Source organism: Lysinibacillus sp. G01H (assembly GCF_028872195.1).
Classification (GTDB): domain Bacteria; phylum Bacillota; class Bacilli; order Bacillales_A; family Planococcaceae; genus Lysinibacillus; species Lysinibacillus capsici.
In genome coordinates this window covers 389,831-407,685 of sequence record NZ_CP118397.1, presented here as the reverse complement: position 1 = coordinate 407,685, position 17,855 = coordinate 389,831, and the positions used below count along the sequence as shown (strand labels likewise).

The 17,855-nt window shown below is 37.4% G+C and carries 13 protein-coding genes; 3 read left to right on the top strand and 10 right to left on the bottom strand.

Annotation, left to right across the window (positions count from 1 at the left end):
- Window positions 1-63: 63 nt before the first annotated feature.
- Window positions 64-960: a DMT family transporter gene (locus PSR12_RS01975; RefSeq protein ID WP_221679090.1), complete on the bottom strand. Its 897-nt coding sequence runs from the start codon at window positions 958-960 to the stop codon at window positions 64-66.
- 186 nt (window positions 961-1,146) lie between these two features.
- Here PSR12_RS01975 and PSR12_RS01970 point away from each other — a divergent pair, with 186 nt between their 5' ends.
- On the top strand, window positions 1,147-3,171 hold the full coding sequence (locus PSR12_RS01970; RefSeq protein ID WP_274771350.1) for a GGDEF domain-containing phosphodiesterase: 2,025 nt from the start codon (window positions 1,147-1,149) through the stop codon (window positions 3,169-3,171).
- Window positions 3,172-3,215: 44 nt separating this feature from the next.
- On the opposite strand, the gene PSR12_RS01965 is transcribed toward PSR12_RS01970, so the two are convergent.
- Window positions 3,216-3,692, bottom strand: coding sequence for a threonine/serine exporter family protein (locus tag PSR12_RS01965; protein ID WP_081010948.1), 477 nt, complete (start codon window positions 3,690-3,692; stop codon window positions 3,216-3,218).
- A gap of 12 nt (window positions 3,693-3,704) precedes the next feature.
- Window positions 3,705-4,457 (bottom strand): threonine/serine exporter family protein, encoded by a 753-nt coding sequence (locus tag PSR12_RS01960; protein ID WP_009371811.1) that lies wholly within the window; start codon window positions 4,455-4,457, stop codon window positions 3,705-3,707.
- Window positions 4,458-4,793: 336 nt separating this feature from the next.
- Between PSR12_RS01960 and PSR12_RS01955 the strand changes: the two genes are divergently transcribed.
- Entirely contained in the window at window positions 4,794-6,203 is a 1,410-nt protein-coding gene (locus PSR12_RS01955) for a polysaccharide deacetylase family protein (protein WP_257521050.1), read from the top strand.
- Between the two features lie 468 nt (window positions 6,204-6,671).
- Here the strand turns inward: PSR12_RS01955 and PSR12_RS01950 are convergent, their stop codons facing one another.
- The 4 genes from PSR12_RS01950 to PSR12_RS01935 form a co-directional block, all read right to left on the bottom strand.
- Window positions 6,672-8,771 (bottom strand): beta-propeller domain-containing protein, encoded by a 2,100-nt coding sequence (locus PSR12_RS01950; RefSeq protein ID WP_255600298.1) that lies wholly within the window; start codon window positions 8,769-8,771, stop codon window positions 6,672-6,674.
- Between the two features lie 123 nt (window positions 8,772-8,894).
- Window positions 8,895-10,088: an acyl-CoA dehydrogenase family protein gene (locus PSR12_RS01945; RefSeq protein WP_257521047.1), complete on the bottom strand. Its 1,194-nt coding sequence runs from the start codon at window positions 10,086-10,088 to the stop codon at window positions 8,895-8,897.
- A gap of 9 nt (window positions 10,089-10,097) precedes the next feature.
- The gene (locus PSR12_RS01940) at window positions 10,098-11,270 is read right to left on the bottom strand and encodes a saccharopine dehydrogenase family protein (RefSeq protein WP_274771347.1); all 1,173 of its coding nucleotides are present in this window, start codon (window positions 11,268-11,270) and stop codon (window positions 10,098-10,100) included.
- Between the two features lie 26 nt (window positions 11,271-11,296).
- Window positions 11,297-12,775, bottom strand: a complete 1,479-nt coding sequence (locus PSR12_RS01935; protein WP_004229708.1) for an aldehyde dehydrogenase family protein — start codon at window positions 12,773-12,775, stop codon at window positions 11,297-11,299.
- 580 nt (window positions 12,776-13,355) lie between these two features.
- Between PSR12_RS01935 and PSR12_RS01930 the strand changes: the two genes are divergently transcribed.
- Window positions 13,356-14,156: a TIGR00266 family protein gene (locus PSR12_RS01930; RefSeq protein ID WP_004229711.1), complete on the top strand. Its 801-nt coding sequence runs from the start codon at window positions 13,356-13,358 to the stop codon at window positions 14,154-14,156.
- Window positions 14,157-14,194: 38 nt separating this feature from the next.
- On the opposite strand, the gene PSR12_RS01925 is transcribed toward PSR12_RS01930, so the two are convergent.
- The 3 genes from PSR12_RS01925 to PSR12_RS01915 form a co-directional block, all read right to left on the bottom strand.
- Window positions 14,195-15,157, bottom strand: a complete 963-nt coding sequence (locus tag PSR12_RS01925; protein WP_221679082.1) for a 2-hydroxyacid dehydrogenase — start codon at window positions 15,155-15,157, stop codon at window positions 14,195-14,197.
- Between the two features lie 216 nt (window positions 15,158-15,373).
- A complete protein-coding gene (locus PSR12_RS01920) occupies window positions 15,374-16,666 on the bottom strand; it encodes a globin-coupled sensor protein (RefSeq protein WP_221679080.1) in 1,293 nt (430 codons plus the stop codon).
- Window positions 16,667-16,960: 294 nt separating this feature from the next.
- Window positions 16,961-17,797 carry an undecaprenyl-diphosphate phosphatase gene (locus PSR12_RS01915; protein WP_004229718.1) on the bottom strand — a complete coding sequence of 279 codons (837 nt, stop codon included), beginning with the start codon at window positions 17,795-17,797 and terminating at the stop codon, window positions 16,961-16,963.
- Between the last annotated feature and the right edge of the window lie 58 nt (window positions 17,798-17,855).

Genomic DNA, 17,855 nt, shown 5'->3' with positions numbered 1-17,855 from the left:
CTTTCCCCCTTGTTGGTAGATAAAATTTAAAGATAGTCAAAAACTACTAACACTATAGTATATTTATGCTTTCTCTCCCGCTATTGAAAGCCACGTTACACAAACAAGCATAACGAATACTCCTATTAGTTGCCAAAAACCTAAAGAAGTACCGAAAATAATAACAGAAATAACCATTGCTGTTAATGGCTCAATACTAGAAAGAATGCTCGTTTCAACTGCTGTAATGTATTTCATGCTACTTAAAAATAATATAAAAGCTACTGTTCCAAAAAATATTAAAGCAACTAATAACATTAAAATTTTAAAATCTACTAGAACAACCCATTGAGTGGACTGCTGCCAAACACGGCTTACTAAGCCTAAAGTGAAGCCACCCACCAGCATCCCCCAGCCCACTACTAAAAGCACACTCCACTCCTTCATTAAGCGTGCAGGATACAAGGTGTAAAATGCAAATGTTAAGCCTACTCCTATTCCCCATAACAAGGCTTTTGAACTAATAAGCAAACTTTCAAATGATGCATTCGTTAGTAACAGAAATAACCCTATAAGGGTACCAATAATACCTAACACTTGATATTTTGGTGGCCATTTCTTTAAACTAAGAGAGACATACGCGACAACAAATATTGGCGCTAAAAACTGTAGTAAGGTAGCAAGCACAGCATTACTTTCATTAATTGCAGCAACAAATGCAAATTGTACACCAAGCATACCTGCAATACCAAAAACGATGAGTTGCCTCCCCCATAGCTTGTGCTGCCAAATTCCAAAAATATTTTTTCCTGTTAACAATAAATATGTAAGTAGTAATATACCTGCAACCGATAAACGAATTGTTAACATAAAGGATACTGTCAAAGGTGTATGATTAAGCAACCACTCCATTAAAGGGCCAGTTGCTCCCCATAACATAGCACCTGAGACGATAAATATTATTCCTTTTAAACGTTTCATACCAATCCTGCTTCCTATATACGTACTAAAAATTGTTACTTTTCTTCAAATCATTTCTTGTATTTCACTAGAAAAGTCCTATTATTTTTTACTATCAAATATTTACAAATATATTCATAATGACTAATTCCCGATTATTATCTATAATATTAGTATATATTGATTACCCAAGGAGATCGAATAATCATGAGTCATATGCATAAATCATTTACGATTGATGAACATTATTTAAATTCACTTCCTTTTCCTGCAATTATCATTAATCAAGATGGACAAGCAACAGTCTGGGGAAAGAATGCTGAACATCTGATTGGCTTATTAGCTAATGATATTAAAGGAAATACTACTCCATCTATACACGAAAATCTACTGCGTCAGCTTCCTGTCGAAACATTTCAATCTATTTTACAAAATGAGGACAGTACGTATCTAGAAAAAATTCAAGTACACACAACTTCAAATGTAGAAATAACAACCGCTCTGCTAGCTAAACCTTTTACAGATGAGGGAGAGCGTTTTATTCTATTGATCTTTATGCTACCAGAATTAATGACGCAGGCTATCTCTCAATGCAATACCTTTGTAAATCTTAAGCAAGGTTTAGATGCGACCTTTATGACTGTTACACTCGATCACGATGGATTTATCTTGGAATGTAATAATGAATTTCTAAAAACAAGCCAATGGACACCAAAGCGTGTTATCGGCAAAACCTTTTGGCAACTGTTCCCTGATAATGAAGTGAGTGAAAAAATAACACATACGATCTGGCGTAATTTAAATAATGGTCATACATGGCAGGGAGAAGTTGAAAAAATCACAAAAACGGGGCAATCCTATTGGGTGCTACTAACGGCTATCCCCCTCGTTAATCTTGAAACAAATGAACAACAATTTATCCTAATTGAAAAGGATGTAACGAAATCAAAAACGATTCAACACCAACTTGAAAAAATTGCTTACATCGATACAGAAACTGGTTTGATGAATGCACATCGACTTGAAAAAGTAATCACCAATATGATTGACGATGAGAGACACTTTTCATTTGTTTATCTAAGTATTGATAAATTTTATACACTTAAAGAATTACATGATCAACAAATCGATCAAAGCCTGATTGTTGAATTTACAAATCGTATAAAAATGTATTTCCAAGATAGCACGATGGCTCGTATAAATGAAAATGATTTTGTTGTCATCACGCCTTTAAGTGAATGGTTTATTCGAGGCTTTTTATCTTACTTACAACAACATCCGATTTATAGCGACAATATTGCTGTACCAATTTCTATTAGTGGCGGCATAACTAGATATCCTGAGGATCAATCAACATTCTCACAGCTTATGAAGGCATCCATTGCTACTATTTCAACAGTACGTGAGGCTGGCGGAGATAAAATTGTTTCTTTATCAACAGCAACACATAAAGCTTTAAATCGTAAAGCATTAATTGAAAAGCGCTTACTCCAAGCACTTGACCAAAAGAACTTGAAGGTACTCTATCAGCCACAAATCGACGTGTATTCTGGAAAAGTTACTGCTGTTGAAGCACTTGTACGTTGGGAAGATGAGGTAATTGGTGTCGTAACGCCTGATGAGTTAATTCCTATCGCTGAAGAAACAGGTTTAATTAATAATATTGGGTCCTTCATGCTGGAAAAGGCTTGTGAACAAGCCTTACTTTGGAAAAAGGCAGGCTATGATTTAAAAGTATCTATTAACTCTTCTGTACGCGAATTCCGTGATAAGAATATGGCAAAATCTATACTTGAAATGATTACAAAAACAGGTTGTCCAGCGAACCTATTACAAATTGAGATTACTGAAAAATTTGCTTTAGAAGCTGAAGCCGCAACGTCTATTGCACAGCAAATGCGTAAGCTTGAAAACGAAGGCATTTCCTTTGTTTTAGATGATTTCGGTACTGGCTACGGCTCATTTAGATATATGCAAATTTTACCAATAAGTACATTAAAAATCGATCAAACGTTTACAAATTCACTCTTGAAATCCGAAAAGAGCCAAAAGCTTATGAATGGTATGGTACAACTAGGTAAATCCATGGAATTGAAAGTAGTCGCTGAAGGTGTAGAAACAGCTGAACAAGCAGATCTATTAATCACTTACGGCTGCGATGCCATTCAGGGCTATTATATTAGCAAACCTGTTACACCTGAAGAGATTGAACTATTACTGACTAAACAATAATAAATGAAGAAGGAGGCTGCGTTTATTTTACACGCAGCCTCCTTCTATTTTTTATAAACCTTTTGTAATTTTACTTTACTTGAACGAACTGAGCGGAATATGAGTTGAATAATTACTTCTGCAAAAACTAGTCCAATCACAATAGCACCTGTAATTAAAAATGCCTTTAAGCCATATTGCAGGCCTTGTAAGTAATCATCTTCTACCACATTTCTCATTGCATTATAAGCCATGCCCCCTGGCACTAATGGTATAATTCCACCAACAATGAAAATAATCATGGGTATTTTAAAGCGTCGGGCATATAAATGAGCAACAATGGCAATAACAAATGAGCCAAAGAAAGAAGCTTTGACAACATCCATCCCTTGCTCTGTTAGAACATAGTATATAATCCAGCCAATTACCCCAACGAGTCCGCAATGAAGTAGTGTTTTTCTAGGAACATTAAAAATAATGGCAATCCCAGCTGTCGCAAAAAAACTAACTATTAATTGTATAATAATGTCCATCATCTGCATTTTGTCCGCCTCCTAAAATCCTAGTGTGACGGCAATTGCTGCACCAATAGCAAAGGCTGTTAAAAAGGCCTCTGCTCCCTTTGCCATCCCTGACATAAAATGACCTGCCATTAAATCACGAACAGCATTTGTAATCAAGATACCTGGTACGAGTGGCATGACGGAACTAATAATAATTTTATCAAGTTCAGTACCATAACCATACTTTACTGCAAAGAAGGCAACAAAGCCGAGGACGAGTGATGCTGTAAATTCAGAAAAAAACTTTACCCTTGTTAAATGATTAATGATTACAAGTACTAGGAAACCTAGCCCGCCTGCTAAAAAAGCTATCGGAAAATCCGACCATCCACCCTTAAACATAATAAGGAAACAACCACTAGCAAGCGCAGCTGCCAAAACTTGCAAATAAGTTGGTAAAAAATAATTTGTTTTTTGTATCGACTTTAACTCGTCATAAGCTTCTTCTAATGTTATGATTTGAGATGTGAGTCTACGAGATACTGAATTTACCAAGGCGATTTTTTGCAAATCTGTAACCCTACTGGGAATTGATGTAATTCTTGTTGGCTGTGTCTTGCCTAACGAAAAAATGATGCCAGTTGGTGTGGCATAACATTGAGCATTTGGCATATTTTGAGAATGTGCCATACGCAGCATCGTATCCTCTACGCGGTATGTTTCTGCACCACTTTCAATCATAATGCGTCCTGCAAGCAACAAACAGTCAATCGTAAGTTCATTATCCGCATCTTGTAAGACCATTGCAGCTATCTGCCTCCTTCAAAAGGTTCCTTGCCAATATTAACGAACTGCCAATAAAAACTCAACTGAAAATTTTTCATAAGCAATGGATTATCTTTCAATTTATTTTTACAGTTACACTAATATTACGCATGTGTTTTTTCTATTTTAGTAGGTATTTTACAACCTCTTAAATAGAAGTACAACTACAATTAATTCGCTGATTCTTGAAGAAAAAGTGATCTTAATAAATTTCCACAAAGATACATAAAAAGATTCTAGATTTGTATAACTTTTTTAATGACTGGCACGTCTGATTGTATAGAAAATAAAAAAGAGGGGAGCGTATCCAAAACCATGCAGGAACGCAGAAAAAGACGCGGTCCAATAATTGATTTCTTATTACTAAGCCTTATTGTGACCTTAACAACTATTATACTTTTTATTATCCTTTCAAAGGATGACTTCAAGTTTCAAAAGATTAGTGCTTCAAAAGAATCCGAGACGGAATCGGTGAATAGTCATTTATCGACCGAAAGTTCTGCGTTTCCAGGCATACGTATTGTTACAGACGTTTCAAATGACAAACGAACACCATTTGCTATTCATTACCCGCAAACAGATAACGAGGTTTTTAATGATGCCGTATTACAGTACATATCGGATTCAAAAGAAAACTATCTAACATCGATGAAGAAAAATAAAGATAAAGAAGCTATGGGTGAATTAAATATTAGTCTTGAAACTTTTCCATACCGAGAGCATTACTATTCCTTTGTGCTAACAAAAATGCTATATGTAGGTGGAGCAAATCACGAAGTCTCCACAAAAACATTCTTCATTAACAACGAAACGGGCGAACAAGTTACGATCCAAACGCTCTTACAAAATGATGAGAATAACTTATCTACGTTGGCTGTAAACGTCCGAAAAGATTTGCAAAAAAACCTCCAATTAAAGGATGAGCTTTTCAACGATGAATTATTAAAAGCTACAGAACCAAAATGGTCTAACTTCAATCGCTTTGCTATTGTTGACGATTCATTACAAATCTATTTCGATGAATATGAGATTGCTAGTGGAGCAGCAGGTACCCCAATAGTGAAACTACCCCTTTCGCTTATTAACCCATTGTTAGCCTCCGAATTTCAAATCGCAATGGAAAATGTAAAACCCATTAATCCACCACCAACTGGTGATCCGAATAAAAAACGTATTGCTTTAACATTTGATGATGGTCCACATCCAAAAGTGACGGAGCAAATTTTAAATATTCTTGATAAGTATCATGCAAAGGCTACTTTCTTCATGCTCGGTAGTCGTGTACAATACTATCCTGACATCGTAAAGGATGTTCTTGCGCGCGGTCATGAAATTGGAAACCATTCGTGGAACCACCCTGTCTTAACAAAGCTTACGCAGGAACAAGTGATGAAAGAATATAACACTACTGCCACTGAAATTGAGAAGGCAATCAATCAAGGTGCCACAGTTTTTAGACCACCATACGGTGCAACTAATGACACCATTAATGCTGAGATTCCTATCCCTGTAGTGCTATGGTCAATCGACACATTGGATTGGAAACATCGAAATGCACAGCAGCTATTACCACACGTGAAAAATAATTTACACAATAATGCCATTGTCTTAATGCATGATATTCATCAATCTACTGCAGACGGACTTGACGCTGTTCTCTCCTATTTACAAGAGCAGGGCTATGAATTTGTGACTGTATCCGAAATACTGCCATATCGCCAATAGTATTTACAAAGAAAAGTCCAATGAATTTCGATATTCATTGGACTTTTCTTTTTGTTGAAAAAAGATGATGTCAACGGTAGAAAAAGCAACTTTGCAAGGTGAGAGGTTGATTTCCGTTCCGCCAGCGTCCTTTACAGGGGGCGTCCGATGAGCCGCTTCACTCACTTACGTTCACTCCAGGGTCTCATCTGTGACGCTACCCCTAGGAGTGACGCTGGCTCCACTCCAATGAACCATTCTGCAAAAGACTTTCCTTTTCAAAGTAGCATAGTGATCAAATAGCCCATTATCTGTATTCTTAGCGTGAATAAACTCTTATTTTCAATGCAGAGAAGTGATGGGTGACAACATCTCTTCATAAAGAATAATGAACACCTTCACTATCGTTGAAAACCGTTGCTAAAAAGATAACAGGATTAGAGTAGAAGGCTACTTGATACCTTTCAATTGACTGTTTTGTTTTTCTTATTATTTTATTGTTAGTGTATCTAAAGGCTTGAAGTCACTTAACTGATAGCTCTTTACTTCGTTACGTGCTATTGTATATAGCGTATCATCTATATAGACAACGCGTTGTACAACCTGCTCCCAACTTTCATAGGACTCATTATTATTACGATTGATTATATTTCCTTTCAATACAATTCCTTTCTCTGCAGTAATCTCATAAATTTGAGCACCATGACCTTGATAGACAACTTCGTCTCCCTTACCTGCCTCATACAGTACTACAGGGAAGCCAAAATAGTTGAATTCCTTATTGCGGAATAGCGCTTTAGGATTGTATTGCACTTCAGAGGAAGAACCTTTCCCACCAATTTTTACGGTTGATTGCTCTTTTGGATTTCGGAAGTCTGATACATCGAATAGGGACATCTTCATATTGGTTGTCACAGTAAAATTACGTTTCGTATACGAATCATAGCGTTGCTCCGTATCATAACCAATACCAATTAAATGCGTATCATCTAATGGATGCAGGTAATTACTGAAGCCAGGAATCTTCAATTCCCCTAGTACAGCAGGCTTTTTCGGATTCGCTACATCAATGACAAATAGTGGATCCACTTGTTTAAATGTCACCACATATGCTTTTTCTCCCATAAATCTAGCTGAATATATCTTTTCTCCAGGCGCCATATCTTTTACTGAACCAAGCGTTTTCAAATGTTCATCCAAAATAAAGAGATGGTTATAGGAAGTACTTTTCTCATTCCACGTATTACCTTCTGTTGTAAAGATTCGGAAGTTCCCCTTATATTCATCCATTGAATACTGATTTAACACAGTTCCCTTTACTTCCGTACTTCCGACAAAGTTCAAAGTCGTTCCATCTACATTCCACTTGAAAATTTGAGTGTCGGCTGATCTCGGTAACCAAATCATATCCATGGCGCGCTTTTCTGATGAAACATCAATATTACTTTCATACATTGGTGTCGTTAAATACAGGGCATTCTCTGACATATAAAGACCACTACTTCCACCTAAGTACCCTTTCGTATTGGCCGTTGTCTTAGCTCCATTTTTTAAATCGACAGCTGTAATTAAACTATAGGTACCATCCATCGTATTTGGTAAGATTGAGATTTTTTCTAAAGGCAGACTTTTGTACTCTGTTCCTGCTATACTATCAAATGTTTTAGGCTTTAAATCGGTTTTCTTGTCTTCTTGTAGCATCCAATAATTAGGATACATATTACCAATTAAATATAATGTGTCTTTTGTTATGCGAATATCCTGCAAGAAGCCTTCCTGCCCAACATCACGTACATGCTTTGGATTGCTTGGATTTGAAATATCATAAATTGAGGCTGTTACCATAGCTGTTCCAGCTTTTTCAATATATTGATCCCCGATGGCAATTAATAGATTGTCATATAGCGCAAGCTTAGAAATATATTGGGAATGTTTTAATTTTATATTTGTAGCCATCTTTAAATTCTTAGGATCTTTAGCATTCACAACTGTAATGCTCTGATCTTTTGCAGTGTAAATAAAGCCATCTTTTACAACTACAATGTCTCCCTCTTCTACCCCCTCTACTTGATTATTAGTTGTAGACTCATTATTAGCAGTTGCTTTATCTTCACTTGCTGTACTTTGTAAGCTCTCTTCTTCTCTAATTTCTACTCTTTGAGTTGTTAACAACTTTTTAAAATACTGCTGTAACTCGTTCTCCGATTTAACGGCTGTTAATGTCTCGATAATTGTAAATGGAATTGTCTGTGAAGCTACATTCAGTCCGCCTTGTGCAAAGGCCTCCTTTTTTACATGCAATTGATAATTACCTGGTGCTAACTTTTTCACCACTATCGTTTTTTGATCTTCCAACAATTCAATTGTTGCAGGTACTTTGCGTCCTTTTTCCGTAGTGATATAGACATATTCCTCAGTTATTTTGTTTTTCTTTAAAGCAACTGAAAAAGATGCTTGCCAGTTTTGTGTTGCCATACTTGCGCTAGCCGCCTTTGCCGTCACATCTGTATTCACTATCCATGTAAAAATTCCAGGCACGATAGCTAGAACAATTATCAGCATAATTGCGAACCATTTACTTTTCATCATTTTTCCTCTCCTTCATATACTTGTTTATTAATTAGACTAGTAAAAAAGAGGAAAGTTACATTTTTCTGAAATTTTCTAAGTTAAGGCACTACAAAAAACGAAAGGGAAACACTTCCCTCTCGTTTATTCTTCAAATGGCCATTTAGGCAACATATTTTTTAAAGGCTTATCTTGGCGTCTTCCCAATACATAATCCGCCTGCATAATAGTATGAATTTCGCGAGTCCCTTCATAAATAACTGGTGCTTTGGAGTTTCTTAAATAACGGGCAACTGGATACTCGTCTGAATAGCCATAGGCTCCATGAATCTGTACCGCATCATCCGCAGCCTTATTGGCAAAATCACAAGATTGCCATTTTGCCAATGATGTCTCTCGAGTATTTCGAACACCTTTATTTTTCAATTCTCCTACACGATAGACAAGGAGACGACTCATTTGATAGCCTGCTTCCATATTAGCTATCATACGTCCTACAAGCTGGTGCTCACCAATAGGTTTGCCAAATGTTTCCCGTTCATGACAGTACTTCACACTAGCCTCTATGCAAGCTTGGATCAAACCAACAGCACCTGCCGCTACTGTAAATCGACCATTATCTAGCGCAGACATGGCAATTTTGAAGCCCTCGCCCTCTTCACCTAGTCGGTTTTCAATTGGCACGCGTAAATCTTCAAAAAAGAGCTCACCTGTATTACCAGCACGAATACCATATTTTCCTTTAATCGCTTTAGATGTAAAGCCAGCCATGGAACGTTCTACAATAAACGCACTAATCCCATGATGTTTCTTCGATTTGTCAGTATAGGCAAATACGATAAAGTGGTCTGCAATATCACATAAGGAGATCCACGTTTTTTGCCCATTGAGGATATAATGATTACCATCACGTACAGCAGTTGTTGACATGGCAGCTACATCAGACCCAGCCCCTGGCTCTGTGAGACCAAAAGCTCCAATTCGTACACCTTTAGCTTGTGGAACAAGGTATCGCTGCTTTTGCTCTTCAGTCCCCCACTGCATTAGGGTCATGCTATTTAAACCTGTATGGACAGATACGGCTGTGCGAAATGCTGTATCTCCCCGTTCAAGCTCCTCACATACGATAGCAAGTGCATTATAATCCATGCCACTACCTCCGTATTGTTCAGGAACACAAACCCCCATTAAGCCAAGCTCAGCCAGTCTGGACCAAATCTTAGCATCAAAGCCACCTTCAGCATCCCATTTCGCAATATAGGGAATGATTTCCTCATCAACAAACTGTCTTACTGTTTTTCTTAGCATTTCCTGCTCAGTGGACATTTCAAAGTTCATGGTTAGCACCTACCATTTCACAATCATAGCAGACTTGTGTGATGTCTCTTTAATGACCACACCTCGTTTAGCCATCTCTTCAATATACGTATCACCTGGCACGATTGCTTCAGGCGGGAATACACCATGCTCTGTAATAGCACCGGCACCAATCATTTGAGCAACAACTGATATCGTATTAGCGGTAGCACGTGCCATAGCTGTTTCATTAATTGTCATGTCTTTCCGTACAACCATTTCATATTCATATGTCACCTGCTGTTGGGCCTTTTCACCCGCTACAATAACACGTAACAATACAGCATCAGGTTTTGTGCCCAATTCAAGTTTCTTTTTGAGTGCCTCTCGTACAACTGCACGAACAGGCACTTCTTGATTATCCACTTCTACCTTATTCGCAGAATCAAGGAAGCCTAAGTCTGCTAAAAGTTTAAATTTCTCAGCATGGCCTTTATAACGGATGGTTTTATATTCTAATGTGCGGACATTCGGGAATGTCTTATACAATGTGGAGATACCACCAGATGTATAAAATGCCTCAAGCACACCGAAATCATCAAAATAAATAGGTTCAACGCCTGATAGGGATGGAACTTCTTCAAGCTTGCCCTTCTGAATCGTTTTTGAAGGCTCAGTATAATGATCGAATACGCCATCTAAAGAAAATACGCGTGTATAATGAAGCGGAGGTTTTGGCTCAGTTGGAATACCACCAACAAATAGTTTAATAGATTCTACTTCATCTAATTTTGAAGCACCATAGCCCACAAGAATATTGACCATGCCAGGAGCAACACCTAAATCAGGGATAATTGTAACACCCTTCGCCTTTGCTTCCTCATGTAAATCTAATATCTTCTCTGTAACGCCACCAATATGACCACCTAAATCAACAGAATGGACACCTGCCTCAATAGCTGCTCTTGCTACTCGTTCATTGAACGAATAAAACAATGCATTGACGGCAACATCACCCTTCGAAATAACGTTCATTAATGAATCGTCACGTTCTGCGTGTAGCTCTACCACTTCTACCTTATTTGTATCTAGCGTATCTACAAAGTCCTGTGCAACTTTCACGTCGATATCACCTAAATACACACGCTCCACTTTATCGTTTTTTATTAAATCACGAGCTACCTCTTTCCCCATTAAACCTGCACCTAATACAACAACTTTCATCAAGAACATCCCCTTTCGTTGATCTGTTACTCTGTATCGATTTGTGCTCTTTGTAATTTACCGCTGTAGTCTACATAAATACTTTTCCACTCTGTGTATACATCTAGGGCTGCTACACCTGAATCACGGTGCCCATTTCCTGTCCCTTTAGTACCTCCAAATGGCAAATGGATTTCAGCACCTGTTGTGCCAGCATTTACATAAACGATACCTGTGTCTAAATCACGTTGTGCGCGGAAAATTGTATTGACATCCTGTGAGAATATTGAGCTAGATAAGCCAAATTTCACACCATTATTTACTTCAATTGCTTCTTCCAAACTTGCCACTTCAATTAGAGATACGACTGGACCAAAGATTTCTTCTTGGGCAATAATCATGTCAGGCTTCACATTCGTAAACAATGTTGGCTCATAATAGAACCCCTTATCATAAGGTGGTTCATTTAGTATCCTGCCACCTGCTAATAATGTAGCACCCTCTTGTTTACCTATTTGTACATAGTGATTAATTTTTTCCAATGCTGCTTTATTAATCACTGGCCCGATTTTTACTCCCTCGTCTAGACCATCCCCAATTGTGAGCTTTTGCATTTCATCTAAGAGACGTTTCTCTAATTGTTCTTTTACATCTTTATGCACAATGACTCGGCTACATGCTGTACACCTTTGCCCAGCAGTACCAAATGCGCTCCATAAAATCCCTTCTGTAGCTAGCTGTAAATCAGCATCATTCATGACAATAACAGCATTTTTGCCACCCATCTCTAAAGAAACCTTTTTCAAATGCTTCCCGCCAAGCTCAGCTACTTTACTGCCGGTTGTTGTAGAACCTGTAAACGAAATAACCTTGACGTCAGGGTGTTCAATTAATGCTGTGCCAACTGTAGGTCCTGTACCAAATACGATATTAGCAACACCATCTGGTAAGCCTACTTCCTCAAAAATTTTACCCATTTCATAGGCCATCATTGGAGTCTCATTAGACGGTTTCCAAATGAATGTATTCCCTGCAACAATGGCAGGAAATGACTTCCACGTGGCGATAGCAACAGGGAAATTCCAAGGTGTAATGAGTGCTACAACGCCTATAGGTGCCCTTACACTCATAGCAAATTTATTGGCAAGCTCAGACGGTGTTGTTTCACCAAATAATCTACGTCCTTCACCAGCCATATAGTATGCCATATCAATTCCTTCTTGGACTTCTCCTCTAGCCTCTTCAATGACCTTGCCCATCTCTTTTGTTAAAACGGTCGCCAAATGTTCTTTTTTCTCTTTCATTTTTTGACCGATGGCATATAAATAATCTGCACGTTTTGGTGCTGGTATAAGTGCCCAGCTCTTTTGTGCTTGTTTAGCAACAGCTACAGCCTCGCCTACCTCATTCGAAGTAGAACGTGGAATGGTAGCAAGCTGCTCACCGTTTGCAGGGTTCGTCACTGCTATACTTTGTAAATGTGAATGTGTGATCCATTTACCACCGATATAGTTTTTAATCTCCACTACATACACCCCCTGAAATACTCTATGATGCCTCAGCTGTTGTACCAGTCGTATCCCATAGGTATAAGTGTATGAATTTAACCAGAATCCATTTCGCCTTTGGATAATTGCGTCCGAAACAGTGGAATGTGCTTGCACGTTGCACTATTCGTGACAGTTACCAGTGGCTTTATCTCCATACAATCAATAATTGCTCCCACCAAAAGAATAAATGTCTCATTAGGAATCTTGGAGTGAATGGAGATAAAATATGTCAAAATTCCGAATTTTCAATATACACCACACCCTGTAATACTAGCATTTCCATAATAATCGGTGACAACTGCCAGAGGCTTTATTTCCACTTAACTTCCTTACCTCAATATAAAGGATGACTTCTAATTTTAGAAGCCTCTTAAGGTTATGTATATTCACAATACCCTTAGTTAAATGAAAATAAATAATACACATTCTAGTTTTTTATATTCGACATTTTCTAACTAATTCCCTTTTTTTCTAAAATATTTAATTTTCTATTGAAACCAATGTAGCTTATAATCGTATACAATACCATTAAATTTATTTTTGGAGGAATCCCTTTATGAATAATCATGAAATTGACTACAAGTTATTTGGTGACGACATGCAATATGTGCAAGTTGAGCTTGACCCTCAGGAAACAGTGGTTGCAGAAGCAGGAGCGTTAATGATGATGGATGATTCGATCCATATGGAAACTATTTTTGGTGACGGCTCACGAGGTGGCTCACAAAGTGGTCTAATGGGTAAATTATTAGGTGCCGGAAAACGCCTAATAACAGGTGAGAGCTTATTCATGACAACATTCACAAACGTTGGCTCAGGTAAGAAGCATGTTTATTTCGCATCACCATACCCAGGGAAGATTATTCCGATGGATTTAAGCCAATTAAACGGTAAAATTATCTGTCAAAAAGATGCATTCTTAGCTGCTGCTAAAGGGGTCTCTGTTGGCGTTGAATTTCAGAAAAAAATTGGAGTAGGCTTCTTCGGTGGTGAAGGCTTCATTATGCAAAAGCTAGAAGGTGACGGCATGGCGTTTGTTCATGCAGGAGGAGCCATTCACGAAAAAACATTACAACCAGGTGAAGTTTTACGTGTGGATACAGGATGTCTTGTAGCAATGACATCCAATGTGGATTACGATATTGAAATGGTTGGAGGCGTAAAAACAGCCCTGTTTGGAGGCGAAGGAATCTTCTTTGCTACATTACGTGGCCCTGGAACAGTGTGGGTACAATCATTACCATTTAGCCGTTTAGCCAGTCGTGTCTTTGCAGCTGCACCTATTTCGCAAGGTGGAGGCGGTCAATCTAAAGGTGAAGGCGGTATCGGCGGCTTATTCGATTTATTCAATAGATAAAAAAATGGAGCATATCTTTCACCGATATGCTCCTCTTTTTAATCAATTCGATTGGATATTGCCTTTCCTTGTCCATAAGCAGTCAAGGCTTTTACATTTAACATTAGCATAGCCGTTCTCGTTTCTAATGATGCGCTACCGATATGTGGCAGAGCTACTACATTTGGAAGTGTTAATAAAGGATGATCCATCGCAATCGGCTCTTGTTCAAACACATCTAGTCCTGCAGCCCAAAGCTTCCCATTTTTCAGAACATCGTACAGCGCATCCTCATCAATAATTCCACCACGTGAGGCATTAATTAATACCGCATCTTCTTTCATCAAAGCAAGTTCCTTTGCACCAATAAGTCCTTCCGTATCACTATTATAAGGTGTCATAATCACAACAAAATCAGATTTCTTTAATAGATCCTCCAGCGAAACATACTGGAAGCCATACATTTCTTCTGCTTCATGACGACGTCTGCGATTATTATACAAGATTTTCATATCAAACCCTTTTGCTCTTCTAGCAACGGCTTGGCCAATTCTCCCCATGCCAATAATGCCAATTGTAGCTCCTGAAACATCCTTGCCAACCAGTTGCATTGGATACCAGCTTTTCCAGTTACCCTCACGTAAATATCTTTCACTTTCTGGAATTCTACGAGCAGTTGCAAGCAGTAAGCCAAATACTAAATCAGCAGTTGTATTAGTTAGAACACCAGGCGTATTTGTCGCCATAATGCCTCGTTTTTTTAAAGCCTTCACATCGATATTATTATATCCAACTGCTAAATTCGTCACTAATTTTAAGTTGGGTGCATGCGAAAGTAATTCTTCATCTACTTGATCGGCTATCGTTACCCACAGTACCTCACAGTCAGCGACAGCTGCTAGCAATTTTTCACGTGGAATCACAATTTCTTCCTCATCCCATTGTGAGATTTCATAAAATTCCTGTAGCAGTTCAACAATATGTGTAGGAAACTTACGTGTTATAAATAATTTCTTTTTCATGCTCCAAACACCCCTCTACTCAATTCCCTAATTCGCCTATAGCGTAACACTTAAAACAAGCATTTTCTAGGGTTTTGTAATCTTCCTCTTTCTATAAAATTTGTTATTAGCTAATTCATCAGCCTATTAGTTGATTTATCCGTAAAATAAGACCTTTTATCCTAATTCACATACAAAAAAACTATGCATAGATAGTTATGCATAGCTATGTTTCTTTTAAAACTCTCTTATAGTTGTATTCAAGCGATTAGCCACCCTCTCTAACTCTTCCGAAGATTTACCAATCGATTCAATAATAGTAGCTAATTCAGATACTTGATTATCAACTTTTTGGAAATTTGAGATCGAATTTTCTACAGAACCAGAAATCGCATCAAAAGCTTTTAGGGATTCAGCATTACGTTCAATACTACTATTTACAAGCTCCTGTATGTCCTGAATAGCTTGTACAACTTGTGTTGTGATACCATTTGACGTCATGATTAACTCAGCAATCTGCTCAACAGAGCTTTTCGTTTGCTCCGCAAGCTTGCGTACTTCGTTTGCAACAACTGCAAATCCTTTACCATGCTCACCAGCACGTGCCGCCTCAATTGCAGAGTTTAATGCAAGTAAATTTGTTTGGCCAGAAATACTTTTCACAATTTCTACAACGGCATTTATTTTAGAAGAGGATGCATCTAATTGCTCCACCATATTTCCCATTTCTACGGTCTTATAATGAATCTTCCCTGTTTGCTCATTAATAGATAGTATTTTACTATAGCCTTCACTAGAAACTTTTTGCATTGATTCTGCCTCATACATACTTTCCTTCAAAGAAGCGTTGACACGCTTGGCGCTATATACAAGTTCTGTTACTGTTTCAGTCGTAGTTTGTGATTGAACCTCTAATTGTGTAGAAATTCCACCTATAACATCCTTTACATGGTCCCTAACATTATTGCGTTGTGTTTCAATTAGTATACTTGCGTAGCTATCGTATTCTTCTAAAACGATTTGTTGTTCAAAATTACATATTTTACTGATAGCATCACAAAACTTCTCTTCTTCGCCCTTTGGTAATCGTAGTTCATACACTATTTTGCGAAGTGATTTCTCAAGTATTTGAAAAGCAGCTAAATACCATTTCGGATATAAATTAATCTTTACATGCATTTTTGCCACACGTCTTCGCTTCTCTAAAAAGGCTTCATCTATTCGCCCCTCAAACATTTCAATAATATGGTGACGTAATGTCTGTCTTAAACGTTCGCTGGAGCTATGTGATTGAATAACCTTTTGTAAGGAAGGAACACTTTCTATTGCATGATAAAATGCAGCTACCACTTCTACTACATTTCTTTCTACATATGGTTTTAAACTATTAATTAGCTGAAGATCATGCACACTTAACCCTACAAGATTTAATTGTAGTAAACGGTCTGGATCCTCTATAAAAATACCGATTGTTGCTTCATTGCTTATTTCAATTGTATTTTTCTTAGATCTATTAATAAGTTGAAACATTTTCTCCACCTCATATATTTAATCATATATTTTAATAAGTCTATATTCCTACTTTTTATAAAAAAACAACAAATAATTAGACACTTTATGTATCAATTATAATCTCAAAACAGTTAAATGAACAATATGTAGGTAAATGTTGTCTAATATTATTATAATTTGCTTTTAATTTATGCATTAACATGATTCTTTATACTCATTTTCTTTCACTTTATTGAAAAAATGGATGGATGATTCAATAATTTTAACGCAAAAAAAGCCACTGCTTCTTGAAGAAGAAGCGTGACTTATTGTTTACATGAAAATGATAACGCAAAGAACTGCGGCTAAAACTAAACGATAAATGGCAAAAGGCATTAATTTTACCTTTGAAATAAGCGCTAAGAAAAACTTAATGGACAGTAATGCAAAGACGAACGAACTAATAAATCCTACAGCATAGAAGCCAAAATAGTCCATTGATAAAGTATCCCAGTTTTTCAAAACGGATACGAGGCTAGCTCCTGCCATGATTGGCACAGCCATAATGAATGTAAAATCAGCTGCAACACGGTGACTCATACCAAATAGTACCCCACCCGAAATTGTTGCACCTGAACGAGAAAAACCTGGCCATAGAGATAGGCATTGTACTAGCCCTACCTTAAATGCTAAACCATAAGAAATCTTATCTAAAGAATCAACTTTTGGTTTTCTCGGTGCCAACTTATCTGCAGCAATCATTAGAATTGCTCCTGCCACTAGTGCATATACAACATGTTCTACTTTAAAAAGATGGTCGTCAATAAAATCCTTGAATGCAAAACCTAAGACAACTGCTGGTAGCATACCAACAATAACATGCAATAAGTTAAAGCGGCCATTTATGGACTTAGCTTGACCTTCAATATTATATAAACCAACTAAGCTTAGCATACGTTTCCACATAACTACGATAACTGCTAATATGGAACCAAGTTGTACAACAATTTTAAATGTGTTGGCAGGATATTTCCCTAAAAACTCCTCTGTCTTTAACCACATATCATCCACGATAATCATATGCCCCGTAGAAGATACTGGTGCAAATTCTGTCATACCCTCAACAAAGCCTAATATTAATGCTTTTAATAACTCTATAATTTCCACCATGTCACCTTACCTTTTTTAATCAAATACCCACTTATTATAAAATACTACGTTTGTATAT